The 24,956-nt window shown below is 68.6% G+C and carries 28 protein-coding genes and 1 pseudogene; 12 read left to right on the top strand and 17 right to left on the bottom strand.

Annotation, left to right across the window (positions count from 1 at the left end):
• The first annotated feature begins 2 nt into the window (after window positions 1-2).
• The 5 genes and pseudogenes from gspN to HRUBRA_RS07695 all read left to right on the top strand — a co-directional run bounded on the left by gspN (window position 3) and on the right by HRUBRA_RS07695 (window position 5,619).
• Window positions 3-743 carry a type II secretion system protein N gene (gene gspN, locus HRUBRA_RS07715; protein WP_052094515.1) on the top strand — a complete coding sequence of 247 codons (741 nt, stop codon included), beginning with the start codon at window positions 3-5 and terminating at the stop codon, window positions 741-743.
• A gap of 22 nt (window positions 744-765) precedes the next feature.
• A pseudogene (locus tag HRUBRA_RS07710) lies at window positions 766-939 on the top strand (rubredoxin); the annotation flags it as partial.
• A 51-nt stretch (window positions 940-990) separates the two neighbouring features.
• Window positions 991-2,769 (top strand): aminopeptidase P family protein, encoded by a 1,779-nt coding sequence (locus HRUBRA_RS07705; RefSeq protein WP_052094514.1) that lies wholly within the window; start codon window positions 991-993, stop codon window positions 2,767-2,769.
• Between the two features lie 94 nt (window positions 2,770-2,863).
• On the top strand, window positions 2,864-4,219 hold the full coding sequence (locus tag HRUBRA_RS07700) for a sodium-dependent transporter (RefSeq protein WP_035516070.1): 1,356 nt from the start codon (window positions 2,864-2,866) through the stop codon (window positions 4,217-4,219).
• Window positions 4,220-4,221: 2 nt separating this feature from the next.
• Complete coding sequence (locus HRUBRA_RS07695) at window positions 4,222-5,619, top strand: alanine/glycine:cation symporter family protein (protein WP_035516068.1); 1,398 nt, start codon at window positions 4,222-4,224, stop codon at window positions 5,617-5,619.
• 20 nt (window positions 5,620-5,639) lie between these two features.
• On the opposite strand, the gene cls is transcribed toward HRUBRA_RS07695, so the two are convergent.
• From cls to HRUBRA_RS07660, 7 genes are all read right to left on the bottom strand, one after another.
• Window positions 5,640-7,094 carry a cardiolipin synthase gene (gene cls / locus HRUBRA_RS07690; protein WP_236629813.1) on the bottom strand — a complete coding sequence of 485 codons (1,455 nt, stop codon included), beginning with the start codon at window positions 7,092-7,094 and terminating at the stop codon, window positions 5,640-5,642.
• A gap of 354 nt (window positions 7,095-7,448) precedes the next feature.
• On the bottom strand, window positions 7,449-8,510 hold the full coding sequence (locus HRUBRA_RS07685; RefSeq protein ID WP_035516066.1) for a S1C family serine protease: 1,062 nt from the start codon (window positions 8,508-8,510) through the stop codon (window positions 7,449-7,451).
• A gap of 1 nt (window position 8,511) precedes the next feature.
• A complete protein-coding gene (locus tag HRUBRA_RS07680) occupies window positions 8,512-9,231 on the bottom strand; it encodes a DUF1499 domain-containing protein (protein WP_035516065.1) in 720 nt (239 codons plus the stop codon).
• Window positions 9,228-10,112: a protease HtpX gene (htpX, locus tag HRUBRA_RS07675; RefSeq protein WP_035516095.1), complete on the bottom strand. Its 885-nt coding sequence runs from the start codon at window positions 10,110-10,112 to the stop codon at window positions 9,228-9,230. Before htpX ends, HRUBRA_RS07680 begins: the two co-directional genes overlap by 4 nt.
• Window positions 10,113-10,185: 73 nt before the next feature.
• A complete protein-coding gene (locus HRUBRA_RS07670; RefSeq protein ID WP_035516064.1) occupies window positions 10,186-10,425 on the bottom strand; it encodes a hypothetical protein in 240 nt (79 codons plus the stop codon).
• Between the two features lie 38 nt (window positions 10,426-10,463).
• Complete coding sequence (locus tag HRUBRA_RS07665; RefSeq protein ID WP_035516063.1) at window positions 10,464-11,204, bottom strand: J domain-containing protein; 741 nt, start codon at window positions 11,202-11,204, stop codon at window positions 10,464-10,466.
• Between the two features lie 7 nt (window positions 11,205-11,211).
• Window positions 11,212-11,898, bottom strand: coding sequence for a hypothetical protein (locus HRUBRA_RS07660; RefSeq protein WP_035516062.1), 687 nt, complete (start codon window positions 11,896-11,898; stop codon window positions 11,212-11,214).
• A gap of 132 nt (window positions 11,899-12,030) precedes the next feature.
• Here HRUBRA_RS07660 and msrA point away from each other — a divergent pair, with 132 nt between their 5' ends.
• On the top strand, window positions 12,031-12,693 hold the full coding sequence (gene msrA, locus HRUBRA_RS07655; protein WP_035516061.1) for a peptide-methionine (S)-S-oxide reductase MsrA: 663 nt from the start codon (window positions 12,031-12,033) through the stop codon (window positions 12,691-12,693).
• Between the two features lie 24 nt (window positions 12,694-12,717).
• Here the strand turns inward: msrA and HRUBRA_RS07650 are convergent, their stop codons facing one another.
• From HRUBRA_RS07650 to HRUBRA_RS07635, 4 genes are all read right to left on the bottom strand, one after another.
• Window positions 12,718-13,170 carry a CBS domain-containing protein gene (locus HRUBRA_RS07650; protein WP_035516060.1) on the bottom strand — a complete coding sequence of 151 codons (453 nt, stop codon included), beginning with the start codon at window positions 13,168-13,170 and terminating at the stop codon, window positions 12,718-12,720.
• 88 nt (window positions 13,171-13,258) lie between these two features.
• Window positions 13,259-13,978: a 16S rRNA (uracil(1498)-N(3))-methyltransferase gene (locus HRUBRA_RS07645; protein ID WP_035516059.1), complete on the bottom strand. Its 720-nt coding sequence runs from the start codon at window positions 13,976-13,978 to the stop codon at window positions 13,259-13,261.
• A gap of 22 nt (window positions 13,979-14,000) precedes the next feature.
• Window positions 14,001-15,314, bottom strand: coding sequence for a 30S ribosomal protein S12 methylthiotransferase RimO (rimO, locus tag HRUBRA_RS07640; protein WP_035516058.1), 1,314 nt, complete (start codon window positions 15,312-15,314; stop codon window positions 14,001-14,003).
• A gap of 82 nt (window positions 15,315-15,396) precedes the next feature.
• A complete protein-coding gene (locus tag HRUBRA_RS07635; protein WP_035516057.1) occupies window positions 15,397-15,900 on the bottom strand; it encodes a DUF2244 domain-containing protein in 504 nt (167 codons plus the stop codon).
• 74 nt (window positions 15,901-15,974) lie between these two features.
• On the opposite strand from HRUBRA_RS07635, the gene HRUBRA_RS07630 reads away from it, so the two are divergent.
• The gene (locus HRUBRA_RS07630; protein WP_035516055.1) at window positions 15,975-16,784 is read left to right on the top strand and encodes a sulfurtransferase; all 810 of its coding nucleotides are present in this window, start codon (window positions 15,975-15,977) and stop codon (window positions 16,782-16,784) included.
• Between the two features lie 130 nt (window positions 16,785-16,914).
• Here HRUBRA_RS07630 and HRUBRA_RS07625 read toward each other — a convergent pair whose 3' ends face one another.
• The 6 genes from HRUBRA_RS07625 to HRUBRA_RS07600 all read right to left on the bottom strand — a co-directional run bounded on the left by HRUBRA_RS07625 (window position 16,915) and on the right by HRUBRA_RS07600 (window position 20,652).
• Complete coding sequence (locus tag HRUBRA_RS07625) at window positions 16,915-17,574, bottom strand: pseudouridine synthase (protein WP_035516053.1); 660 nt, start codon at window positions 17,572-17,574, stop codon at window positions 16,915-16,917.
• A gap of 24 nt (window positions 17,575-17,598) precedes the next feature.
• On the bottom strand, window positions 17,599-18,366 hold the full coding sequence (locus tag HRUBRA_RS07620) for a pyridoxine 5'-phosphate synthase (protein ID WP_035516051.1): 768 nt from the start codon (window positions 18,364-18,366) through the stop codon (window positions 17,599-17,601).
• Window positions 18,363-18,944 (bottom strand): peptidylprolyl isomerase, encoded by a 582-nt coding sequence (locus HRUBRA_RS07615; RefSeq protein ID WP_035516050.1) that lies wholly within the window; start codon window positions 18,942-18,944, stop codon window positions 18,363-18,365. Before HRUBRA_RS07615 ends, HRUBRA_RS07620 begins: the two co-directional genes overlap by 4 nt.
• Before the next feature lie 29 nt (window positions 18,945-18,973).
• On the bottom strand, window positions 18,974-19,651 hold the full coding sequence (locus HRUBRA_RS07610; RefSeq protein ID WP_236629812.1) for a TIGR04211 family SH3 domain-containing protein: 678 nt from the start codon (window positions 19,649-19,651) through the stop codon (window positions 18,974-18,976).
• Window positions 19,652-19,721: 70 nt separating this feature from the next.
• Window positions 19,722-20,021: a YciI family protein gene (locus tag HRUBRA_RS07605; protein ID WP_035516048.1), complete on the bottom strand. Its 300-nt coding sequence runs from the start codon at window positions 20,019-20,021 to the stop codon at window positions 19,722-19,724.
• A gap of 16 nt (window positions 20,022-20,037) precedes the next feature.
• The gene (locus HRUBRA_RS07600) at window positions 20,038-20,652 is read right to left on the bottom strand and encodes an inner membrane-spanning protein YciB (RefSeq protein WP_035516046.1); all 615 of its coding nucleotides are present in this window, start codon (window positions 20,650-20,652) and stop codon (window positions 20,038-20,040) included.
• Between the two features lie 89 nt (window positions 20,653-20,741).
• Here HRUBRA_RS07600 and HRUBRA_RS07595 point away from each other — a divergent pair, with 89 nt between their 5' ends.
• From HRUBRA_RS07595 to rluB, 5 genes are all read left to right on the top strand, one after another.
• Window positions 20,742-21,596 carry a PHP domain-containing protein gene (locus HRUBRA_RS07595; protein WP_084592526.1) on the top strand — a complete coding sequence of 285 codons (855 nt, stop codon included), beginning with the start codon at window positions 20,742-20,744 and terminating at the stop codon, window positions 21,594-21,596.
• Complete coding sequence (locus HRUBRA_RS07590; RefSeq protein ID WP_035516044.1) at window positions 21,593-22,213, top strand: L-threonylcarbamoyladenylate synthase; 621 nt, start codon at window positions 21,593-21,595, stop codon at window positions 22,211-22,213. The genes HRUBRA_RS07595 and HRUBRA_RS07590 overlap by 4 nt, the downstream gene beginning before the upstream one ends.
• 171 nt (window positions 22,214-22,384) lie before the next feature.
• The gene (locus tag HRUBRA_RS07585; protein WP_052094513.1) at window positions 22,385-23,239 is read left to right on the top strand and encodes a segregation and condensation protein A; all 855 of its coding nucleotides are present in this window, start codon (window positions 22,385-22,387) and stop codon (window positions 23,237-23,239) included.
• Window positions 23,239-24,009 carry an SMC-Scp complex subunit ScpB gene (gene scpB, locus HRUBRA_RS07580; RefSeq protein ID WP_035516041.1) on the top strand — a complete coding sequence of 257 codons (771 nt, stop codon included), beginning with the start codon at window positions 23,239-23,241 and terminating at the stop codon, window positions 24,007-24,009. The genes HRUBRA_RS07585 and scpB overlap by 1 nt, the downstream gene beginning before the upstream one ends.
• On the top strand, window positions 24,002-24,955 hold the full coding sequence (gene rluB, locus HRUBRA_RS07575) for a 23S rRNA pseudouridine(2605) synthase RluB (RefSeq protein WP_052094512.1): 954 nt from the start codon (window positions 24,002-24,004) through the stop codon (window positions 24,953-24,955). Before scpB ends, rluB begins: the two co-directional genes overlap by 8 nt.
• The last annotated feature ends 1 nt before the right edge of the window (window position 24,956 follow it).

Raw genomic sequence — 24,956 nt, 5'->3', positions numbered from 1 at the left:
TCGTGCGTCGCGGTCTCCTCCTTTGTCTGTTTGCCGCCGGTTTCCTGTTCGCGGCGGTCGTATTGCTGCCGGCCCGGATGGCCGGCTGGGTGCTGCCGCCGGCAGTGATCGCTGCGGACGGCTACGCCGGCACGCTCTGGCGCGGCCGGGCGGCCCGGGCTCTGGTAGCGACACCGGGCGGTTACTTTCACCTGGGCGGCCTGCGCTGGGAGCTGTCGCCCCTGTCCCTGCTCCTGGCGCGCCCGGCGGCCACCGTGGAGGCCGCCTGGGCGGATCAGCGTCTTGCCGGCACCGTGCGCTGGCGCGGTAACGGCAGGCTGCAGCTGCGCGATGTGCGCTTCACGGTCGATGCCGCCCTGGTCAGGGAAATCGCCCCGGTGGCGCTGCGCGGGCGCCTGGGCGGTGACCTGGAGCGCCTGCTGCTGGTCGATGGCACGCCCCGGGCCCTCACCGGCCGCCTGACCTGGGAGCGGGCGGCCTGGGCTGCGCCCGGCAACAGTTTTGCCCTTGGCAGCTACGCGGTAGACTTCGTCCCGTCGGAGGCGGCGGTGCAGGGCTCGGTGCTGACCCTCGCGGGCCCCCTGGAGGCCACAGGCACCCTTGCCCTGGCAGAGCGCCGCTACCGCATCGATCTTGCCCTGACCAGCGATCGGCCCCTGCCCGGGCCCCTGGCGAATGCCCTGTCGCTGCTTGCGACGCCGACAGACCGCGGTTTCCGCCTGGTCCTGGACGGCGAACTGTAACCCCCATAGCCCGGAGGAACCCATGACGGATAACGCCTACCACAAGTACGAGTGCATCGTCTGTGGCTTTATTTACGACGAGGCCGAGGGTCTGCCGGAGGAAGGCATTCCCCCGGGGACCCGCTGGGAAGAGCTGCCGGAGGACTGGCTCTGCCCGGACTGCGGTGTCGGCAAGGAAGATTTCGATCGCCTCGATTGATTATCGCACCATCACTTTCAGATACCGTTTCCCTGACCCGAGGTCGCCATGACTGATGCCCTCAACGCCCTGCGTCCATTCCTCGTCGGGAAAGGCTACGATGCACTGGTCGTTCCCCGTGCCGACGAGCACCTCGGCGAGTACCTGCCGGCCCACAACGAGCGCCTGCGCTGGCTCACCGGTTTCACGGGCTCGGCGGGGGTTGCCGTGGTCCTGGCGGACCGCGCCGCACTGTTCGTCGACGGCCGCTACACGGTCCAGGTGCGCCGCCAGGTCGACAGCGCCGCCTTCTCCCTGCACCATCTCATCGACGAGCCGCCGGTCGCCTGGCTGTCGGCACAGCTGGCGCCGGGCGCCCGGGTGGCCTGCGACCCGCGGCTGCACAGTCTGGCCTGGTTCGAGGCTACGGAGCGGCAGCTTAGCGAAGCCGGCATCACCCTGGTTGCCGATGCCGATAACCTCATTGACGCTGCCTGGGCTGATCGTCCGACGCCGGTGGTGGCGCCGGCGCTGCTCCTCGACACCCGCTACACGGGCGAGGACAGCCCGACGCGGCGCCGGCGCATCGGCGCTACGCTGGCCCGTGCCGGCGCCGATGCCGCCCTGGTCTTTGCGCCGGACTCGGTGAGCTGGCTCCTGAACGTGCGCGGCGAGGACGTCCCGCGCACACCGGTGCTGCAGGCCTGGGGTATGCTTCACGGCTCGGGCGAGCTCGATCTTGTCTGCCACCCGGGGCGCCTGCCGGAGGGCTTCCACGAGCACGTCGGCGAGGGCGTTGCCGTCTACGCCGAGGCCGATGCGGGACAGGTGCTCGGCGCCTGCGCCGGCAAGACCGTGCTCGCCGATCCGGTCACGGCGAATGCCTGGACCCAGCGCGCCCTTCGCGAGGCCGGCGCCACGCTTACCGCCGGGGACGATCCGGCGCTCCTGCCCAAGGCCTGCAAGAACGCGGCGGAGCTGGCCGGTGCCCGGGACGCGCACCGCCGCGACGGACTGGCCGTGGTGCGTTTCCTCGCCTGGCTCGATGGTGAGGTGGCGGCGGGGCGGCTGCACGATGAAGCGCGCCTTGCCGACCAGCTGCTCGCCTTCCGCCGCGAGCAGCCGCTGTTCCGCCAGCCGTCCTTCGACACGATTTCCGCCGCCGGCGCCAACGCCGCCATGTGCCACTACAACCACCGGGACAACAGGCCGGCGTCCCTGGAAGCCGACAGCGTTTACCTCGTGGACAGCGGCGGCCAGTACCTCGACGGCACCACGGATATCACCCGTACGGTCGCCATCGGCGACCCCGGGGACGCTGTGCGCCGGTTGTTCACCCGCGTGCTCAAGGGGCACATCGCCCTGGACACCGCCGTGTTCCCGCCGGGCACCACGGGCACGCATCTGGATGCGCTCGCCCGTCAGTTCCTCTGGCAGGCCGGCTGTGACTACGACCACGGTACCGGCCACGGCGTCGGTGCTTTTCTCAGTGTGCATGAGGGGCCGCAGCGCATCGCCCGCGCCTGGAACGACACGGCCCTGGCACCGGGCATGATCGTGAGCAATGAGCCGGGTTACTACCGGGACGACGCCTTTGGCATGCGCTGTGAAAACCTCGTGGAAGTCCGGGCCCTGGACAACCCGGCCTTCGAGAAGCCGATGCTCGGCTTCGCGGCGCTGACGCTGGCGCCCTTCGATCTGCGCCTGGTGGTGCCGGAGCTGCTCACGGCGGAGGAGCGTGGCTGGCTGGACCGTTATCACGGGCGGGTGCGCGACACCCTGGCGCCGGAACTCGATGCAGCCACTGCCGCCTGGCTCGCCGAGGCCACGCGCCCCCTTGGCAGCTAGCGTTTTCTCTCTCCCGGGGCAGGGCGGGAGCGCTGCACCGGGGGGGCGATTTGTGTAGACTCGCGCGGTAGCAGCACAACCCTGGAGCCCCTCGATGGCAGCAACCGGCGGTGCCCATGCGCACTGGTCATCCCGCTTTGGTTTCCTTATGGCTTCGGTGGGTTTCGCCGTCGGCCTCGGCAATATCTGGCGCTTCCCCTACGTCGCCGGCGAGAACGGCGGCTCGGCCTTCGTGATCATCTACCTGGTCTGTGTTTTCGTTATCGGTGTTCCGGTGCTCATGGCGGAGCTGCTTATCGGCCGCCGCGGTGACGCCGCGCCGCCCATCGCCATGGCGCGGGTTGCCGAGCGCAGCGGCCGCTCCCGGTCCTGGGGGCTTGTCGGCGGCATGGGGTTGCTCGCGGCTTTCAGCATCGAGGTGGTCTACTCGGTGGTGGCCGGCTGGGTACTCTGGTACCTGTTCAAGGCGATCACCACGGGCTTTGCGGGTATCGATACGGCCAACGCCGAGGCCCAGTTTGCCTCGGTGCTGGCCAGCAACAACGGCATGCTCTTCTGGACCCTCGCCGGCCTCGCCATCACCGGACTGATCATTTATGCCGGGGTCAAGGACGGCATCGAGCGCGCCGTCACCATCATGATGCCGCTGATGTTCGCGCTGCTGGTGTTCCTCGCTATCTTCAATGCCTTCTCCGACGGCTTCACGGAGGCCCTGGCCTGGCTCTTCGCGCCGGACTGGAGCAAGGTCGGCTCCGGTACGCTGCTCGCGGCGATCGGCCAGGCCTTTTTCTCCATCGGCGTCGCCATGGGCGGCATGATGACCTACGGCTCCTACCTGCCCCGGAGCATCAGCATCACCAACTCCGTGTTCATCGTGGTCATCGCCGATACGCTGGTCGCGCTGCTCGCCGGCCTGGTGATCTTCCCGGCGGTGTTCCGCTTCGGTCTCGATCCCGGGGCCGGCGCCGGGCTGATTTTCCAGACCCTGCCTGTGGCCTTCGCGCAGATGCCCGGGGGCTACCTGTTCAGCGTGCTCTTCTTCGTGATGCTCTCGGTGGCTGCGATCACTTCCATGGTCGGCCTCATCGAGTCCGTGAACGCCTGGATCGAGGAGCAGTACGGTATCGCCCGGCACAAGAGCGCACTGTTCGTTGTCGGCAGCGTGGCGGTGCTCAGCATCCTCAGCATCCTGTCCTACAACGTGCTCGGCGAGCTGCGCATTGGCGGCCGCAATTTCAACGACACCATGGACTACTTCTCGAACCAGATCCTGCTGCCCCTGGGTGGGCTGTTCATCGCCCTGTTCGCGGGCTGGTTCATGCTGAAGGATGAGAGCCGGGATGAGCTCACGACCCTGTCGCCCACCGGCCACCGGCTGTGGTACCTCGCGGTGCGCTACGTGGTGCCGCCGGCGCTGGCGGTGATCTTCATCATGGGCGTCACCGAGTAACCGTGCCGCCCGTTCTCCTTGCTGCGAACGATTTCCTCTGGGGGCAGCTCCTGCTCGTGGTGCTGGTGGGCGTGGGCCTCACCTTCACGATCGCGTCCCGCGGGGTGCAGTTCCGCTACTTCCGGCGCATGTTCGGTGTCCTCGCCGGCGGCCTGCGCCACGAGGGAGGGCACGTCAGTTCCTTCCAGGCGCTGATGGTGAGCGTGGCCGGCCGGGTCGGCGGCGGCAACATTGCCGGGGTCGCCGTGGCGATCACCCTCGGCGGCCCGGGGGCAGTCTTCTGGATGTGGGTCATCGGCCTCATGGGCATGGCCACCAGCTTCTTCGAGTGCTCCCTGGCCCAGCTGTTCAAGCGTCACGAGCCCGATGGCACCTATCGCGGCGGGCCCGCCTATTATCTCGTGCACGGCGTTGGCCAGCGCGGCCTCGCGGTGGTCTACTCGGTGTTGCTGCTGTTGACCTTCGGTCTGGGCTTCAACGCAGTGCAGTCCTACGTGGTGGCCACCTCCCTGGAGGCGTCCTTCGGCGTGCCGCCCTGGGCTGCCGGCGGCGCCCTGGTGCTCATCCTCGGCGTTACCATCTTCGGTGGCATCAAGCGTATCGCCCGGGTCGCCGAGGTGGTGGTCCCGGTGATGGCGCTCAGCTACCTGCTCGCCGCGCTGGTGGTCATCGGCCTGCATCTCGATGAGGTGCCCGGTGTATTCGTGCTTATCTTCAAGAGCGCTTTCGGCCTGGAGCCGGCTGTCGGCGGCGGCCTGGGCGTGGCGGTGATGCAGGGGGTCAAGCGGGGCCTGTTCAGTAACGAGGCGGGTCTGGGCAGTGCTCCGAATGTCGCCGCCGTGGCCCACGTGCCGCATCCGGCCAACCAGGGCGTGGTGCAGGCCCTCAGCGTCTTCATTGACACCCTGATCATGTGCAGCTGTACGGCGTTGATCATCCTGCTCTCGGACCTCTACGTCCCCGGCGATGTCGCCGTGGAGGGTGTGGTACTGACCCAGAACGCCCTGGCCAGCCACCTCGGCCCCTGGGGCGCGCAGTTTCTGTCCGTGTGCCTTGTGCTCTTTGCCTTCAGCTCGATCATGTACAACTACTACCTGGGCGAGAACAGCCTGAACTTCTTCCGCGAGGAGGATCAGCGCCTGTTCACGGTCTTTCGCGTAGCGGTGCTCTGCCTTGTGTTCTGGGGCGCTGCCCAGGATCTGGGCACCGTCTTCGGCTTCGCTGACCTCACCATGGGGCTGCTCGGCCTGGTCAATCTCGCCGGGCTTCTATGGATGTACCCGCTGGCCATGCGCCTTCTGCGCGACTACGACGCGCAGCTCGCCGCCGGTGGGGAGCCCCGGCTCGACCCGGCAGCCTGGCGCGATGTCGATATCGACCCGGCGGCCTGGCGCGACTGAGCCCTTCTGCGACGGCTCTTCTAGAGGACCGGGGCCAGCAGCCGCGCCGCTCCCATGGCGAAGGGGAACCAGAAGGGCTTACCGGCGAGCTCCGCAGCCTCTACCAGCCGCGAGTCGGCGAAATCGGTCACCAGCATCGCCTCCACCTCGGCGCAGAAGCCCGGGTCGTGGACCAGCGCCGTGATCTCGAAGTTGAGCCGGAAGCTGCGATTGTCAAAATTGGCGGTGCCCACGCCGGCCAGGCGGTCGTCCATGAGAAACACCTTCTGGTGCAGAAAACCATCCCGATAGCGGTAGATGCGGATGCCCGCGGGCAGCAGCTCCCGGGTGAAGGCCCAGTTCGCCATGCCCACCACCAGCTTGTCCGGCCGGTCCGGAATCAGCACGCGCACATCCACGCCGCGCAACGCGGCGAGCTGCAGGGCAGAGACAATGCTGCGGTCGGGCACGAAATAGGGGCTGGCGATCCAGATGCGGCGGCGGGCCGAGGCGATGACCTCGTGGTACATGAGCCCCGCTTCCTCGAAGTCGCTCGCCGGGTCCGAGGGGAAGATGAGCACGGCGCTGCTGCCGGGCACGTCACCGCGGAAGCGCCATTTAAGGTCGATGCCGTGCTGTGTCGCCCAGCGCCAGTCCGTGGCGAAGGCCAGCTCCGCGCCCATGACGCCGGGGCCCTCGAGGCGCAGGTGGGTATCCCGCCAGTGCCCCCGCTGGCTGAGCCCCAGGTACTCGTCACCGACGTTGTGGCCGCCGATCCAGGCGCAGGCGCCGTCCACCACCACGATCTTGCGGTGGTTGCGGAAGTTGAGCTGGAAACGGTTGCGCCGGCCCTGGGTGGTATTGAAGGCCGCCAGGCGCACCCCGGCGCGCTGCAGGCGCCGATACAGGGGCGTGCGGTTGAAACGGGGTGATCCGATCTCGTCGTAAAGCAGATAGACGCGGACGCCGGCGGTGGCCTTGCGCGCCAGGATGTCGCCGATGCGCGCCCCGAGGCTGTCGTCGCGGATGATGTAGAACTGGAACAGGATATAGCGCTGTGCGCCTTCCATGCCGGCCATGATGCTGCGGAAGGTCGCGTGGCCGTTGATCAGCAGCTCGACCCGGTTGCCACCGGTGGCCGGCAGCCGCGCGAGCCGGCGCAGGCTGTTGTAGATGGGCAGTTCGTCGCTCGCCGGGAGGATGTGCTGGCGCACGGCGGCGAGCGTGTCCTCGGAGAGCGCTTCGGTCTGTGCCTCGACCTCCGCCCGCTGCTCGAAGTAGCCGTTGAAGCGATTGCGGCCGAACACAAGGTAGAGGGGCACGGAAAGGTAAGGCAGGGTCAGCAACGAGATGACCCAGGCGATGGCGCCCTGGGCCGTGCGGACGGTCATCACGGCCTCGATGGCCGAGCCGATGGCCAGCAGGTAGAAGAGCACCACGGCGACGGCGATGAGCTCACTGTAGGGCAGGGCGGGCATGGCGAGGCTAGTGTACACCGCGGCCGTGCCGGCCGCTCCTGGCGCCCCTGGCGCCCCCGCATACTCCCAGCGGGGTCGGACTTCCAGGGCGGTAGGGGCGGCTGCCCGGGGATGCCCCCACAAAGCGTGAAACGGGGAGCGACTGGGGGTATCCCCCGGCAGCCGCCCCGGAAAGCGACGACAGCTGTCTATCGGGGACCGTCCCGGTCGCTACCGATTGAGAGACGACTTCCCGCCCTCGCCCCGGAAAGGTGAGACAAGCGAGAATCGCGCGTCTGCCCTTAACCGGGGATAAACTGGATCACGCCCATGAGAACAAGAAACAGCGCCACGGCGAGCCATTTCCAGGTCTTGCCGCTCATCGTGTCACCCTCATTGTGATTCCGACAGGGTGATGTCGAGATCCTCCTCGTCGTCGCCGCGGCGCACGGTGACCGTAATGCGGTCGCCGACCTTGCGCTTCTCGAGGATGGCGAGGAAATCATCGTTGCTTCGCACCGGCTTGCCGTCGATGGCGACGATGATATCGCCGAGTACGATCTCCCCGCGGGCGCTGCGGAAGGCGCCCCTCAGGCCGGCCTCGTCGGCGGGCAGCTCCGGGTAGACGCGGACGACGGGCACGCCCTCGATGCCATAGCGGCGGATCCAGCGGTCGCTCGCGAGCTCCACGCCCATGATCGGCCGCAGCATCCGCCCGTAGCTGATGAGCTGGGGTACCACATCCTTCACAGTGTTTACGGGAATGGCGAAGCCGATGCCGGCGCTGGCGCCCGAGGGGCTGTAGATGGCGGTATTCACGCCCACGAGCTGGCCGAGGGAATTGAGCAGCGGGCCGCCGGAATTGCCCGGGTTGATGGCGGCGTCGGTCTGGATCACGCCGCGGATCCGCCGGCTGCTCGGTGCCCTGATCTCCCGGCCAAGGGCGCTGACCACGCCGGTCGTCAGCGTGGTGTCGAGGCCGAAGGGGTTGCCGATGGCGAGGACCTTGCGGCCTACGGAGAGCTCCGAGGAATCGCCGAGGGGCAGGCTGGCGAGGCCTGCCGGTGGCTCCAGGAGCCGCAGCACGGCAAGGTCTTTCTCCGGTGCGATGCCGATCACCTCGGCCTCGTGCTCGCTGCGGTCCTGCAGCGTCACGGTGAGACGCTGGGCCCCGGCAATGACATGAAAATTGGTCACCACGAGGCCGCTCTCATCCCAGATGAAGCCGGTGCCGGAGCCCCGGGGAATCTCTTCGACATTGAGGGTGAACAGATTGCGCCGCAGCGCCGTGCTGGTGACGTAGACCACCGCCGGGCTGGCCGCAGTGAAAATCTCCATGGTGTTGGCTTCGTCCTCGGTGGCGAAGCTCAGGTAGTCCACCTGGTCATCGGCGCCGCAGCCGGACGCCGCGACGAGGGCGAGCAGCAGTGCCAGCAGGCGGACCGCTGCCGACACCTCAGGTACCCGCCTGGAAGCGCTCGGCGAAAGCGCGCAGCCGCGCCGCGTTGGCGCCGAGGTCACTGACGCCGACCCGGGAGGCCGAGCGGAGGTCGACGCTGCTGCCGTTCTCCCCGCTGCGTACGCGGATCACGATATCGTCCTTGAAGGCCATGATCGCTGTGGTGTCCACGGCCTCGATGAAGCCGGCGTTCCGGTCGCTGCGCAGCAGTTCCCAGCCCAGCGCCCGGGCGATGGCCTCGGCGCGGTCGAAGGTCTCGCCGTAGGGTGCGCTGCTGTAGAGCGTAGCGAGCTCCGGGTAGGCCGCGGCCTGCTGTGCCTGAACCTCCGGATCGATGGCGAGGCTGTTGGCCTTCGGGCCGCGGGCCTCGATCACCGCCTCGAAGCGCGGCGGGTCCTCGAGATCGGTGGTGATGTCGTGGATCGGCGGCACGTCCCGGGTGGCCATGGCGCTGACCAGCAGCAGGGCGCCCGGCAGGGCCGGCAGGGCGCGCAGGGCGATGGCGCCGCGGCGGCTGCCGTTGCGCGGCAGCAGCACGGCCGCGGCGTACCAGACCAGTACCAGCAGGCTTGCCAGGCAGGCGAGAGCGTAGAGCAGCAGGCCCTGCTGCCACTGCCCGGCGCGCACCGTGAGCACCGCCAGGGCGATGAGCGTCAGGAAGGCCCAGGCCAGGTAGCCGGGCCAGCGCAGCAGAGCGGGCAGAGACCCGGCGTTCATGCACCACCCCGCAGGGCGCGGATGCGATCCTCCAGGGGGGGGTGGCTGGCCAGTAGTCGCATGAGTCCTCCTTTGACGCCCTCGCTGATGCCGAAGGCTGTGAGTTCGCCGGGCAGATCATCCTGCTTTGCCTGCCCCGCCCGCAGACGCTCCAGGGCGCCGACCATGGCGCCGGTGCCGGCCAGGCGGGCCCCGGCGGCATCGGCACGGTATTCGCGCCAGCGCGAGAAGCGGGCGACGATCATGCTGGCCAGGATGCCGAGGACGATCTCGGCGACGATGGTGACCAGAAAGTAGCCGATACCATAGCCGCGCTCGGTCTTGAACACCACCCGGTCCACGGTGTGGCCGATGATACGGGCGAAGAACATGACAAAGGTGTTCACGACGCCCTGGATGAGGGTCAGGGTGACCATATCGCCGTTGGCGACGTGGCCGATCTCGTGCGCCATGACCGCACGGACTTCGTCCCGGGGGAAGTGCCGCAGCATGCCGGCGCTCACGGCGACCAGGGCGGCGTTGCGGTTCCAGCCGGTGGCAAAGGCGTTCGGCTGCTCCGAGGGGAAGATCGCGACCTCCGGCATGGCGATGCCGGCGTCCTTTGCCAGCTCGCCGACGGTCGCCACGAGCCACTGTTCGGTGGCGTTGCGCGGCTGCTCGATGAGGTAGGCGCCGGTGGCCCGCTTGGCCATCCACTTGGACAGCAGCAGCGATATGAGAGCGCCACCCATGCCGAAGAGGCCGCAAAAGACGAGCAGGGCCTGCAGGTTCAGGTCGACGCCGTTCGCGGCCAGGATGCCGCGGAAGCCGAGCAGATTGAAAATCGTGCCGACCAGTACCAGCACGGCGAGGTTGGTGGCCAGAAACAGCAGGATGCGCATGGGCATGACGGAAGTCCTTCCGAAGGCTTGTCAACGCCCGGAAGATGGGGGCGTCTGGCCGGGGTTCAAGGGGTCAGGCGGCGCTGGCCGGTGCCGGCTTCAGGGTCGGCTCGCCACGCTCGCTGAGGGCCGCAGCTTCAATGCGGCCACGCAGCTCCACGTTTTTCGAGCTCAGCTCCACGAGCGTGTTCACCGCCTCGTCGTGGTGCCGGTAGCGGGCTACCTGCCGCGCATCGCGGCCGTCGACCCACTCCTTGCCCTTGCTCCAGTAGGCGCCCTGCTGGTTGCGAATGACGTAGACCTCCTGCTCCATGGCTCCTGCCTGTGTCTGCTTACGGGTGGCTGCCTATGCTAGCGCAGCAAGAAGTCTTTTGCTTCGTTGACCTTGGCGGCGAGGTAGTCGTTGCCGCCGCGGTCCGGGTGCAGTTTCTGCATGAGGCGCCGGTGCGCGGCGATGATGTCTTCCCGGTCCGCATCCTCGCCGAGGCCAAGGACCGCCAGGGCCTCGCTGCGGGTCATGGTGCCGTCGCGCTGTGTGTCTGCCTGCGCTCCCTCGCTGTCGCCGTCGCCGTCGCCGGGCGCCTCGCCGGGAAAGCGCTGCTCGAGATAGCTGTCCAGAAGCTGCACGGCCTCCGGGTCCTCGGCGCTGCACCAGCGGCGCAGCTCGGCCAGCTGTGCCCGTTCCATGTCGTCGAGGCGCCAGTCCTGCCAGGGGCCCGCCAGCACCTCGCCGGAGAGCGCGCCGCTGTCGTGCTCGAGGTGCATGGCCAGGGTCCGTGTCTTCACGGTGGACTGGCCGCCGCCGCCGGCGGGCTGGGCCGTGGCGGATTGCTGGCGCAGCTGGGTCAGAAAGGGGAACAGGCGCAGGAGCAGGGGCAGTGCCCGCCGCGCGGCCACCAGCAGGCCCGTGAGGGCGGCGCCGATCCAGTGCATTTTCCCCGCCAGCGTCAGCAGCACCGCCGCTACCGCGGCGACGATCACAGCTAGGCGCAGCAGTTCGGCGCGGCGCTTGTGCGGCGGCAGGGCCTGCACCCGGCGATAGAGCAGGTAGGCCGTGGCAAGCACTGCCAGAAGCAGGATCAGTCGGGGCACGGGGACCTCAGGGCTTGAGTTTTTCGAGCAGGAGTCTAGCACCCTGCGAGGCGCTGTTCTCCAGCGCCTCGCGGCCGCCGGCGGCGTAGCAGGCCACGGCGCCGAGGAGGCTCGCCAGGCGGTCGGCGCTGGATCGGTCGAAGTCGAGGCGGGCGCCGCCGCTGAGGCCGGCAAGCTGTTCGAAGCAGGCCGTCACGGCCGGTTGTCCGCCCTCCTGGAACAGAAACAGGGGCAACTGCCGAAGCCCGCACTCGCCGGCGAGCTCTGCCAGGCGGCCCGCCCGTTCCTCCATGGCGTCGCCGATAAAGACCACAGCGCGAACCGGCTGCCGCCGGTGTTCTGCCAGGGCGTGGCGCAGAACGCGGGTGAGCTGCGTCTGCCCGGCGGCGCAGTGGACGCGGCTCATGGCCCGGGCCAGGGCGCTGGCGCTGCTGGTCCAGGGGGTGGCCTCGAACTCTCCGAGGCCGCGGTAGTAACAAAGCTGCACCGACAGGCTGGCCAGCCGCTCGGTGGCCAGGAACATCTCCCCCTGCAGCTGGCAGGCCAGGTCCCAGGTGGGCTGGCGGCTGGCCGTGGCGTCGATCGCGAAGAGCAGCCGGGGGCTGCGCTCGGCAAAGACCTGCAGCTGGCGCCGCTTGTCCAGAAAGCGGGCGATCTCACCGGCACCAGCGGGTTTTGCGGGGGGGCGGCTCATGCGGCATGCATCCTTTTCATGGCCTGATCTTAGCGCCGGGGGCCGGAGGCTCCAAGAACGCTCCTGACGCGCTACACTTGCAGCAGCTGCGTCCCCTTCATCCGGACGCCTGCCACAAGCCAGGAGTGACCCATGGCCAGTCTGTTTTCCATCCGCAAAAAGCACGCCCTGCCGACGGCTGAAGAGGCCCTCCCGGGGCGCGCCGAGGCCCTCGCGGTGCCGGAGCGCCACGCCGTTCTCGGCACACCGCTCTGCGGCCCTTTTCCAGCCCCCCTAGAGCAGCTGGTGGTCGGCATGGGCTGTTTCTGGGGCGCCGAGCGCTGCTTCTGGGAGCAGGCCGGCGTCTACAGCACGGCCGTTGGCTACGCCGGCGGTCATACCCCTAACCCCACCTACCGCGAGGTCTGCTCCGGCAATACCGGCCACACGGAGGCTGTGCTGGTGGTCTTCGACCCGGCGGTCCTGGGCCTCGATGCGGTGCTGCGGCTGTTCTGGGAGGGGCACGATCCGACCCAGGGCATGCGTCAGGGTAATGATCTGGGTACCCAGTACCGGTCAGCGATCTACACGGCCGACGCGGCCCAGCTTGCAGCAGCAGAGGCTTCCCGGACGCAGTACCAGCAGGCGCTGACGGCGGCGGGGCACGGCGAGATCACCACGGAAATCGCTGCGGCCGGCTTCTTCTACTATGCCGAGGATTACCACCAGCAATACCTGGCGAAGAATCCCGGTGGCTATTGCGGCCTGGGCGGCACGGGTGTGAGCTGCCCGGCAGGGCTCGAGGTGGCCGGCTGAGGCGGGCCGGGGGCGCCCGCTGCGCTAGAAGTCCTCGTCTGCCTCCACGACGCTCTCCTCGGGTTCGACGAGTTCGAGCTGTTCCATCAGGTGAATGGCGATGGAGACGAAGTCCGAGTCGGTGATGATGCCGATGAGGGCACCGTCGCGGGTCACGGGCAGGCAGCCCATGCGGTGCTGCTGCAGGTGCAGGGCGACGCCGCGCAGGCTGGCGTGCTCGTCCACCGTCTGCACCGGCGTGCTCATGACCGCCGACAGCGGCACGGCCGCGTGGTCCTCCCGGTGGCTCTCCAGGGTTGAGTCACTGGCTGCAAGCACGTCGCGGTGGGAGACGAGGCCGATAATGGTGCGTTCGGCGCTCACCACCGGAATATGGCGGATGTGGTGCGCGTTCATGAGGCGACGCGCGTCGGCCAGGGTGTCATCGGGGCCGAGGGTGTAGGGCTCCCGGGTCATGATCTCGGCGACGCTCAGCATGGTAGTTCCATTTTCAGATTGTTGTGGACCTCGACGTTACTGGGCCGGCCGCAGGCTTTCCTTGATACCAATCAACTGTTGTCACCAATCATTCCGCCGGGGCGCCGAGGCGGCCGAGGGCGGCCACCAGCGCCGTTTCGGCCCGCAGCGTGCGTGTGCCGAGGGAAACCGGGGTGCACCCCGCGGCCTGCAGCAGTCCGATTTCGAAGTCGTTGAAGCCGGCCTCGGGGCCGATGGCGATAAGCAGGGGCCCGGCCGGAGACGCCGGGCAGGGCTTTGCGGCCCCCGGATGGGCCACCAGGGCCCGGCGGCCCCGGCAGAGTGCCGGCAGCTCGTCCTCGGCAAAGGGGCGGAAGCGGCGGCGCAGAGCCACCGCCGGCAGCCGCGTGTCGCGGGCCTGTTCCGCCCCGGCAAGGAGGTAGTCGTGAAGGGCCTGGTCGCTGAGCAGCTCCGACTGCCAGAAGCTCTTCTCCACGCGCTCGCTGTTGACCAGGATCAGTTCGCTGACACCGAATTCGGCCACGGCGCGCAGGAGCCTGCGCAGCATCTTGGGCCGGGGCAGGGCGAGGACGAGCACCAGGGGCAGCCGCGGCGGCGGGTCGCGCTCGAGGGTGACCTTGAGCAGGGCTTCCGCGCCGTCCAGGCTGAGCAGCGTGCCCCGGCCCAGGCGCCCGCCGATTTCGCCCACCGGCAGCGCGTGCCCCGGCGCTGCGCCGAACACCTCGCGCAGGTGCCTCACCCGGCGGCCGCGGATGCGCACCCGGTCGGTCCCCTCCCGCTCGCTGCCGGCAAAGAGCAGAAGATTCACGGCGCGGGCCGGCGCGCGACGGCTAGCCGGCCCAGAGGTCGTAGGCGTCCGCCGCCGTGACCTCGGCCTCCACCAGGTCACCGGGGGAAAGACCGGTGACGCCGTCGAGGAAGACCCGGCCATCGATCTCCGGCGCGTCGCCGCGGGAGCGACCTACGGCGCCGTTCTCGTCTACCTCGTCGATGAGTACCTCGACCCACCGGCCGACCTTTGCCTGCTGCTTCTCCTCGCTGATCGCCTGCTGCACTTCCATGAAGCGGGCCCAGCGCTCCTCCTTCACGGCCTCTGGCACCGGGTCCGGGAGGTCGTTGGCGGCGGCGCCGGCCACCGGCGAGTACTGGAAGCAGCCGACCCGGTCGAGGCGGGCCTCGCGCAGGAAGGCGAGGAGTTCCTCAAACTCGGCCTCGGTCTCTCCGGGGAAGCCGACGATAAAGGTGCTGCGCAGCGTGAGATCGGGCACGGTGCTGCGCCAGCGGGCGATGCGGTCCAGCACTTTCTCGGCGGCCGCGGGGCGGCGCATGCGCTTGAGTACCGCCGGGCTGCCGTGCTGAAAGGGAATGTCCAGATAGGGGAGGATGCGGCCCTCGGCCATGAGCGGGATGATGTCGTCCACGTGCGGGTAGGGATACACGTAGTGCAGGCGTACCCACGCACCGAGCTCGCCGAGGGCGTTGCACAGGGAATGAAGGTTGGTCTTCAGCGGGCGGCCGTCCCAGAAACCGCTGCGGTACTTGAGGTCCACGCCGTAGGCGCTGGTGTCCTGGGAGATCACCAGCAGTTCCCGGACGCCGCTGCGCACCAGGCCCTCGGCCTCGGCCATGACGTCGCCGATGGGCCGGCTGACCAGGTCGCCGCGCATGGACGGGATGATGCAGAAGCGGCAGCGGTGGTTGCAGCCCTCGGAAATTTTCAGGTAGGCGTAGTGGCGGGGCGTCAGGCGCAGGCCGGTGCCGGGCACCAGGTCGATAAAGGGATCCCGCTCCCGTGTCGGCGGCACGTATTCATGCACGGCCCCCACCACCTCCTCATAGGCCGCAGGGCCGGTGACGGAGAGTACCGAGGGGTTGGCCGTGCGGATGCGCTCGGCATCCTCGCCGCGGCCCATGCAGCCGGTCACGATCACCCGGCCGTTTTCCGCCACCGCCTCACTGATGGCGTCGAGGGACTCCTGCTTGGCGCTGTCGATGAAGCCACAGGTGTTGACCACGACCACGTCCGCATCGGCGTAGGTGGGCACGATGTCGTAGCCGTCCAGCTTGAGCTGGGTGAGGATGCGCTCGGAATCGACCAGCGCCTTGGGACAGCCGAGGCTGATGAAGCCGACCTTGTTGCTCATGGCAGATGCCTGGTCGTGGATGTGGCGGCGATTATACGGCCGCTGCGGGGCCCCGTGCACGGCGGTCTGGCGCAGTGCGCCGTCAGAGCCGTCGCTGCGCCATGGGGCTGCTGGTGCCCACGCGAATCTCCGCCCGTAACAGGCCCAGGAGGGAGAGCACGTCGTCCCGGTTAAGGAAGTCGCCCACCGGTACCCGGTGATCGCTGCTGTAGACCGCGAGGCGCGGCCCTTCCCAGGGGTGCTGTTCCGGGGTCACGGCCAGCGCAGTGCCCTGCCGCGCGAGGCGCCAGGAGCGCACCGGGGCACTGCGTCCCTCGTCGATCTGCACGTCGAGGTCGTTCAGGGTGATGACCTGCCGGAACTGCAGCTTGTGGTTGACCCGGTAGAGCGCCCAGCCCAGGGCCGACAGCTCCAGCCCCGCAAAGGGCAGCACGAGCCAGGCGCCGTAAAACGCCAGAATCACCCCGACACCCAGGGATGGGACCGCAAGCGCCAGCAGCACCAGCTGGTTTGCCTGCCAGGACGACGAGTGATTGGGCCGCGCGATAATGCGCAGGCCGGTCGTTGAGCGCTCGCTGGTGACCACGCTTTCTCCTTTTCCTGTGGCAGAATTCTAGCCAACTTTCCGGGAAGCGCCCAGCGGGCGTGGGAGCAGCAGCGATGGCGGTACACGCGGAAGCAATCCTGGTCGAAGCGGCGGAGGTCGCCGGTGCCGGCGCTGTGGTCGTGGACTGCCGCTTCGATCTGGCCCGGCCCGCGGCCGGACGCGAGGCCTTCCTTGCCGGGCATATCCCCGGAGCGCACTACCTGGACCTCGATCGTGACCTTTCGGCGCCCCGGGGGGAGCACGGCGGCCGCCATCCGCTGCCGCCGCCGGCGATTTTCGCGGCGACCCTTGCCCGCTGCGGCATCGGCTTGGACACCCCGGTCATCGTCTACGATGCGTCCTGTTTTGCCTTCGCCGGACGGCTCTGGTGGATGATGCGCGCCCTTGGCTACCGGCCGCCGGCGCTGCTCAACGGTGGCTACGACGACTGGCTCGCCGCCGGTGGGCAGCCCGAGACCGGTGAGGTTGCCGCCACGCCTTGCGCGGTGCCCGCCGTCGGCGACTACGCCGGCCGGCTGGCTATCGACGACGTGTGCGCAGCCCAGGCGGCCGGCGCCACGCTGGTGGACGCCCGCGCCGCCGATCGCTACCGCGGCGAGAACGAGACCATGGACCCGGTCGCCGGTCATATCCCCGGCGCCGAGAACCGCTTCTGGGGCGCGGTGACCGATGACGGCGGACGCCTCCTTGACGACGCAGCCCTCGCCGCGCACTGGGGCGACCTGCTCGAGGCGGAGCGACTGGTGGGCTACTGCGGCTCCGGTGTCTCTACCTGCATCAACCTGTTCACCCTGGCCCGTCTCGGCCGGAGCGACGCGCAGCTTTACGCCGGCAGCTGGAGCGACTGGTGTTCGTATCTCTGAGGGGCGCGCAGAAGGGATGCAGGAGGTACCCGGGGCGGACGCAGGAAGCACCGCGGAGGTATGCAGGAAGCGCCCGGGAGGCGCGTCCCCGGCCGGCGCAGCAGCCGGTCCCGCCAGGACCGGCCAGGACTCAGAAAGTCGCCGGGCAGCGGCGCTCCAGCCAGGCGCCGCTCACCGGATGCGGGAACGCCAGGCGGCTGGCGTGCAGCAGCAGGCGTGGTGAGCGCGCCTCGACGGCCGGCGGCGCGTAGAGGTCGCAGCCGATGATCGGGTGGCCCACCGCCGCCAGGTGCAGCCGCAGCTGGTGGGAGCGTCCCGTCACCGGGCTCAGCAGCAGCCGCGTGCGATCGCCCTCCCGCGCCAGCACGCGGTAGCGGGTCAGGGCCGCCCGGCCCTCACTGTGGCAGACCTTCTGCCGTGGCCGGCGCTCCCAGTCCGGCGCCAGCGGAAGGTCGATCTCCCCCGCATCGTCGGCGACGATGCCGTCGACGACCGCAAGATAATCCTTCTCCACCCGCCGTTCCTGGAACAGGCGCCCCAGCCCCGACTCGGCCCGCCGGGTCAGGGCGAGCACCATGATGCCGGAGGTGTCCAGATCGAGCCGGTGCACGGTCCGTGCCGACGGGTAGTCGACCTGCAGCCGCGTGACCAGGCAGTCCTTGTTCAGCGGGTGCTTGCCCGGTACCGAGAGCAGCAGGTGCGGCTTGCGCACGAGCAGCAGGTGCCCGTCCCGGTGCAGGATGTCGATGGGCTCCTGGCTGTGAGGGACGAGGTAGGGTGTTGTGGACACGGAGGCTCCCGCGGGTCCGTCGGTTCAGTCCTTGCCGAGGGCCCGCTGGTAGGCGTGCACGGTCTCGGCAAGGCCCAGGCGCAGGGCATCCACGGTGAGCGCGTGACCGATGGAGACCTCGAGGAGCTCGGGGATCGCCGCGCAGAAGGACGGCAGGTTCTCGAGGTTCAGGTCGTGGCCGGCGTTGACGCCCAGGCCGGCGTCGAGCGCCGCCTCCGCCGCCGCGCGAAAGCGGCCGAGCACCGCAGCGCTGTCATCCCCGGTGGCGAAGGCGCGGGCATAGCTCTCCGTGTAGAGTTCGATGCGGTCGGCACCGACCTCGGCCGCCAGGGCCAGCTGGGCTGGCTCCGGGTCCATGAACAGGCTCACGCGGATGCCAAGACCTTTGAGCTCGGCTATCAGGGGGGCCAGCCGTTCGCCGTCACGGGTGAGGTCGAAGCCGTGGTCCGAGGTGAGCTGCGCGTCGCCGTCGGGCACCAGGGTGCACTGCGCCGGCCGCGTCTCGCGGACCAGGGGCAGGAAGCCCGGGTAGTCATCCACGCCGGCGCGGTCGCTGCGCCGCGGGCCGGCAAAGGGGTTGCCCTCGATGTTGAATTCCACCGTGAGCATGGCCGCAAGCTCCCGGCAGTCGCTCGCGCGGATGTGTCGCTGGTCGGGTCGCGGGTGCACGGTAATGCCGTCGGCGCCTGCGTCGATGCACAGCTGGGCGTGGCCGGGCACATCCGGCGAGCGCGTGTCCCGGGAGTTGCGGATCAGCGCGATCTTGTTCAGGTTGACGCTCAAGGCGGTCAAAGCAGGGACTTCCTGCGGATACGCTCGATGATGATCGGCTCCACGGGGACGTCCCCGTGGCCGTCCACTTGCTGCACCGGGGCCGTGGCAATGAAATCCACCACACTCATGCCGTCGGTCACCTCGCCGAAGACCGTGTAGCCGGGCTGGCCGGGCATCCAGTCGAGCTTCAGGTTGGTGCGCTGGTTGATGAAGAACTGTGCGGTGGCGGAATCCGGGTCCGAAGTGCGGGCCATGGCCAGGGTGCCGCGGATGTTGTGCAGACGGTTGCGCGACTCGTTCAGCACCGGAGCGCCGGTGGGCTTTTCTGTCATGTCCGGGAGGAAGCCGCCGCCCTGGATCATGAAGTTCGGGATGACCCGGTGGAAGATCGTGCCGTCGTAGAAGCCGTCGTCCACGTACTGGAGGAAGTTTTCCACGGTCGCCGGCGCCTTGTCGCGGAACAGGCGTACGGTGATGTCGCCCTGGGTGGTCTCGATGACCACCTGCGGATTGGGCTGGGAATTCCCGGCGCCGGCGGGCAGAGCGAGGAGCACGGCCAGCAGGGGCAGGAACAGGCGTTGGAAAATTGGCTTCATAGTCAGGCTCCCGGGGGGTTGTGAGGCACTCAGGCCCAGCTTGAACTGCTGCGGCGGCGTGGCCAGAGCCGCGGCACCACGAGGGTGATCACCACCCCGAGGAGGACGGCGAGGGCGCCGTCGAGGAAGGCGCTGCTCTGCAGCTTGTCCTTCAGGCGCTGGTTATCCGCCTGCAGCACGTCCACCTCCGAGCGCAGGGTCTCCACGTTCTCGGCGAGCTGCCGGTTCTCCTGGTCGAGGGCCAGGGCGCGCCCGGACACCTGCTTGATGCGCGTCAGTTCTTCGCTGGCTTCGGCGAGGCGTGCCTCCGTGGCGGCGAGGCTGCCGCTGGTATCGGCCTCGGCGCTGCGCAGGGCCTCCAGCCTGCCCTCGAGCGTCTGCACCTTCGCCGCGAGGCGCTCACTGCGCTCCTCGGCCGCGGGCAGCCGCACCTGGGCCGGGGGTTCGCGGGTCAGGAACTCGCTGCGCACCCAGCCGTCGGTGCCGCGGTCTGTGGTGACTTCGGTCCAGGCGCCGTCCTCGGCGGTGCCCCGGGGTGAGAGCCCAGTGCCCGGGTTGAGCTTGGCGACCCAGCGATAGTCGGTGCCGGGGCCTGCGTGCAGGACTATGTACACCTCGTCGCCAACCCAGGCGGTGTCCTGAGCAACGGCGCCGGTCACACAGACGGCGCAGGCGATGGCGGATAACAGGCGAGCCAGCGCGTTCACGGAACGATCTCCTCTAGGCATGGCATTCCCGGCAGGGTCTTGGGGCGGCACAGAATAGCACGCGGTGCCGTCAGGGCAGCACAGGCAGAAAGGGCTTGACGTCGACCCGCGCGAACACGCCGGCCTCGGTGTACGGGTCCCCGGCGGCCCAGGCCTTCGCGTCCGCCAGGCTGTCGAACTCGGCGACGATGAGGCTGCCGCTGAAGCCCGCCTCGCCGGGATCCCGGGTGTCGAGAGCCGGGTGGGGGCCCGCGAGGAGCACCCGGCCGGCGTCGACCAGAGCCTGGATGCGCTTCAGGTGTGCGGGGCGCGCCGCTCGACGCGCAGCCAGCGTGTCGGGTGCATCTTCGGCGATGATGGCGTAGTACATGCTCCGGTCCTCCGGGTCAGGCGTCGTCGCTGGCGGCTCGGGCGTCCGGGCCCCCGTCGTCATCGTCCTTGAGATGGGGGCTGATCAGCAGGGCCGTCAGCACGGTCAGCAGCAGCGTGAAGCCGATCGCCGAGTAGAGCTTGTAGCTGACCCAGGTGGCCTCACTGTAGCTGTAGGCGACGTACAGGTTGAGGGCGCCGACGAACAGGAAGTTGCCTACCCAGACAGCGTTAAGCCGCAGCCAGACCGCGTGGGGCAGCTGCAGCTGGGTACCGAGGGTACGCTCCATAAGCGTGCGCTCGCCAACATAACGGAACAGGATGAAGGCGATGGCCAGGGCCCAGTTGAAGATTGTCGGCTTCCACTGAATGAAGGTCTGGTCGCGCAGCAGCAGCGTGGCACCACCGAACACGAGTACGGCGACAAAGGTCCACAGGGCCCGTTTTTCCACGTGGCGCGACAGCAGCGAACTCACCAGGAACTGCAGCGCCGTAGCGACCATAAGCACGGCGGTGGCGGTGAAGATGCCGTCCACGGTGTAGGCCCAGCTGCCCAGGCTTACCGTCTCCCCGTCGAGCTGGTAGACGATGAAGAAGAGGGCAATGGGGATGAATTCGAGCAGTTGCCGCATGGGGTGGGGGCTTCCTTCCGTGCTAAGCTCGCCGGCCAGCCGCGGCGGTGGGCGCCCGGCTCCGGGCAAGAGCGCAATGGTAGCGAACTGTGCTGGTCGACTTCCACACCCATACAACGGCCTCTGACGGCGCCCTGGCGCCGGCGACGCTCATCGAGCGCGCCCGCGCGGCGGGTCTTGCGGAGCTTGCGATCACTGACCACGACACGCTCGCCGGTTACCGTGCGGCCGTGCCCCTGGCCGGGGAGCTGGTGTTGCACGCGGGGGTCGAGCTGTCCTGCCAGTGGAGCGGTGCGACGATCCATGTGGTGGGGCTGGGTGTCGCTGTCGATGATCCGACCCTGGTCACGGGCCTGGCCACCCTCGGTGCCGCACGGCAGGCGCGGGCCCGGACCATCGCCGAACGCCTGGCGAGCCGCGGTTTTCCCGGCGCCCTCGAAGGCGCCCGGGCCATCGCCGGCAACAGTCAGCTGGGTCGGCCGCACTTCGCGCGCTGGCTCGTGCAGGCCGGGCATCTGGCCGATGAGGCGACGGCCTTCAAGCGTTACCTCGGCCGCAACAAGCCCGGGGACGTCAAAGCCTTCTGGCCAGCGCTCGCCGAGGTCACCGGCTGGATCACCGCTGCCGGGGGCATCGCCGTGCTCGCCCACCCGCTGCACTACAAGTTCACCCGCATGAAGCTGCGCCGGCTGCTCACCGATTTCGCCCGCGCCGGCGGTGGCGCCCTGGAGGTCGTGAGCGGACGCCAGGCCCCGGGGCTCGCAGGAGGCCTGGCGCAGCTGGCCGCAGACTTCGACCTTGCGGTCTCTGTCGGCAGCGATTTTCATGCCGACAGCACCCACGGGCCGCGCCTTGGGGTACCATCGGCGCCCTTCGCCGGTCAGCCCAACGTGTGGTCGCGGCTGGCGGCCCCCGCAGGCCCCAGGGAGGCGACAGCACCGTGAGTCAGTTTTTCCAGATCCACCCCGAGAATCCTCAAGCGCGTCTTGTACGCCAGGCCGTGGATATCCTCCGCGGCGGCGGCGTTATTGTGTATCCGACCGATTCGGCCTACGCCCTGGGCTGCCGTATCGGCGACAAGGCCGCGCTGGACCGGATCCGGCGCATCCGCCGCCTCGACGCGGACCATAACTTCACTCTTGTCTGCCGCGACCTGTCCGAGCTCGCCACCTACGCCCGGGTGGACAACACCCAGTACCGGCTCCTGCGCAACAACACGCCCGGGCCGTATACCTTCATTCTCAAGGCCACCTCCGAGGTGCCGCGGCGGCTCATGCACGCCAAGCGCAAGACCGTCGGCCTGCGTGTGCCCGAGAACAATGTCGCCCAGGCGCTGCTGGGCGATCTCGGCGAGCCGCTCATGAGCGTGACCCTTATTCTTCCCGGGGATGACCTGCCGCTTATCGACCCCTACGAGATCCGCGACAGCCTCGAGCGCGCTGTGGACCTTGTTATCGACGGGGGCTACTGCGGCATGGAGCCGACTTCAGTGATCGACCTTGCCGACGACCTGCCCCTGGTGCTCCGGGTGGGCAAAGGCGACGTCGCACCTTTCGAATAGCGTTTCTGCGCCGCCCCGGCGCAAGTGTCCCGTGACGCCGTGGTTTGTTGACCGGTTTGTTGACCGGCTTTCTGTCCGTGCTGGCGGCGGCGGTAGCGGCGGGGCGCTGCGCCTGCAGCGTTGCGTAACGGCCTCAGGTATACTCGCGCGAAGAGCGATACAGGACCGCGCGTGAGCACTTCCGAAGAACGCAGCCCCGCCGGCGAGGCCCCCCGCCCGCTGGCCCCGCCGATGGCGACGCCGGAGCAGGGCGAGATGCCCTTCGCCATCGTCATGGGCAAGGCCATGACCGAGCTGCCCAAGGACCTGTACATCCCGCCGCGGGCGCTGGAAGTGATCCTCGCCGCCTTCGAGGGCCCTCTTGATCTGCTCCTTTACCTGATCCGCCGCCAGAACCTCGACATCCTCGAGATCGATGTCTCCCAGATCACCGAGCAATACATGAAGTACGTTGAGCTCATGGACGCCATGCAGTTCGAGCTCGCTGCGGAGTACCTGCTTATGGCGGCCGTCCTTGCCGAGATCAAATCGCGCATGCTGTTGCCGCGCTCCGTGGATGTCGACGACGAGGAAGAGGACCCGCGGGCTCAGTTGATTCGCCGCCTGCAGGAGTACGAGCGCTTCAAGAAGGCTGCCGAGGACATCGAGGAGCTGCCGCGCAACGAGCGCGATACCTTCGTGGCCAGCGCCGAGCCGCCGGATCTGCAGCGGGCCCGGCCGGAGCCGGAGGTCGAGATGCGCGAAGTGCTCCTTGCCCTCTCGGAAGTCCTGCGCCGGGCCGACATGTACGAGCACCACCACATCCAGCGCGAGGCGCTGTCCACGCGCGAGCGCATGTCCCAGGTGCTCGAGGCCCTGGCCGGGCGGCAGTTCGTGCCTTTCGTTACCCTGTTCGATCCGAAGGAAGGGCGCCTGGGGGTGGTGGTTACCTTCCTGGCGGTGATGGAACTGATCAAGGAGTCCCTGGTGGAAATTGTTCAGAGCGAGCCCTTCGCGCCGATCCACGTCAAGGCGAGGGTCGAGTAGTGGCAGAGACGGGCCTGATACAGATCATCGAGGGCGCGCTGCTCGCCGCCGGCAAGCCGCTCACGGTAGCGCAGCTGGCGGAGCTTTTCGAAGAGGGTGAGCAGCCGGCGAAGGACGACATCCGCGCGGCCCTGGAGGAGGTTGCCGCGCGCTGCGAGGATCGCGGCTTCGAGCTCAAGGAGGTCGCCAGCGGCTTCCGCTTCCAGGTGCGCCAGACGCTCAGCCCCTGGGTGGCCCGGCTCTGGCACGAGCGGCCGCCGAAGTACTCCCGGGCCCTGCTGGAAACGCTGGCTCTGGTGGCCTACCGCCAGCCCATCACCCGCGGTGAGATCGAGGAGATCCGTGGTGTGGCCGTGAGCTCGAACATCATCAAGACGCTGCAAGAGCGTGAGTGGCTTCGCGTGGTCGGGCACCGGGACGTCCCCGGACGCCCCGCCATGTACGCCACCACGCGCCAGTTTCTCGACTATTTCAATCTGAAGAGTCTCGACCAGCTTCCAGCCCTCGCGGAGATCCGCGACCTTGAGACCCTGAACGCCGAGCTCGGCTTCAGTGAGCCCCTGGTCAGCGCAGCGAACGACGCCGCCGGGGAGCAGGCCGGGGCCGCCAGCCAGGAGAACAGTGAAGACACCAGGGAAGACAACCGCCAGACCCACGCCGAAGACAACGGCGAAGACCTCATCGAAGACTTCAGTGAAGACCGCAGCGAAGACTGCAGCGAAGACCGCAACGAAGACGCGGCCGCCGGTGCACAGCGGTCCGATGGCTGAGGCAAAGGACAGGGACAAGGGCAAGAGCGGCGAAAAGCTGCAGAAGGTACTCGCCCGCACCGGTCTCGGCTCCCGGCGGGAGATGGAGCGCTGGATCGAACAGGGTCGGGTCAGCATCGACGACCGGCCGGCGCAGCTCGGTGATCGTGTGCACCCCGGCCATCGCCTGGCTGTCGACGGCAGGCCTCTGGAAGCTGCGGTCAGCAGTGGCGTGCGCTGCCTTCTCTATAACAAGCCCACGGGCGAGGTCTGCTCCCGCAACGACCCCGAGGGCCGGCGCACGGTGTTTGACAGCCTGCCGAAGCTCCGCCAGGGGCGCTGGATCTCCATCGGCCGCCTCGACTACAACACCTCGGGGCTGCTGCTGTTCACCACGGATGGCGAGCTGGCCAACGCGCTCATGCATCCCTCGACGAATATCGACCGCGAATACGCCGTGCGTGTGCTTGGCCAGGCCCAGCCCGAGGTTCTGGAACGCATGCTCGAAGGGGTTATGCTCGAGGATGGTGTCGCCCGCTTTACTGATATCCAGCCCGGCGGCAACGATGGCGACGGGGTCAACCACTGGTACTACGTGGTGATCATGGAAGGGCGCAACCGCGAGGTACGACGCCTGTGGGAATCCCAGGGCCTGACCGTCTCCCGGCTGAAGCGAGTGCGCTACGGCGAGATCTTTATCCCGTCCCGGGTCAAGAAGGGGCAGTGGATGGAAATGACCGAGAAAGAGGTCAAGGCGCTCTACCGCATGGCCGGGCTGCCGGCGAAGTCTCTGGACCGGGCCACCGTCGACGAGCGCAGGATTCAGGAGCGCCAGCTGCGCAAGAAGGGCCGCGACCGGCGGCCGGAAAAAGCCGGCAAGTTCGGCAAGGGTGCCGAGAAGAAGCGGGGTGGTAAGGAGCGCGGCGGCAAGGACCTGGGCAGCGCCAGAAGCGGCCCCCGCCGGTAGC

Origin of the sequence: Pseudohaliea rubra DSM 19751, assembly GCF_000764025.1 — a bacterium.
GTDB lineage: Bacteria > Pseudomonadota > Gammaproteobacteria > Pseudomonadales > Halieaceae > Pseudohaliea > Pseudohaliea rubra.
The sequence above is the reverse complement of the archived record's forward strand: the minus strand, read 5'-3'. Positions and strand labels throughout refer to the sequence as shown.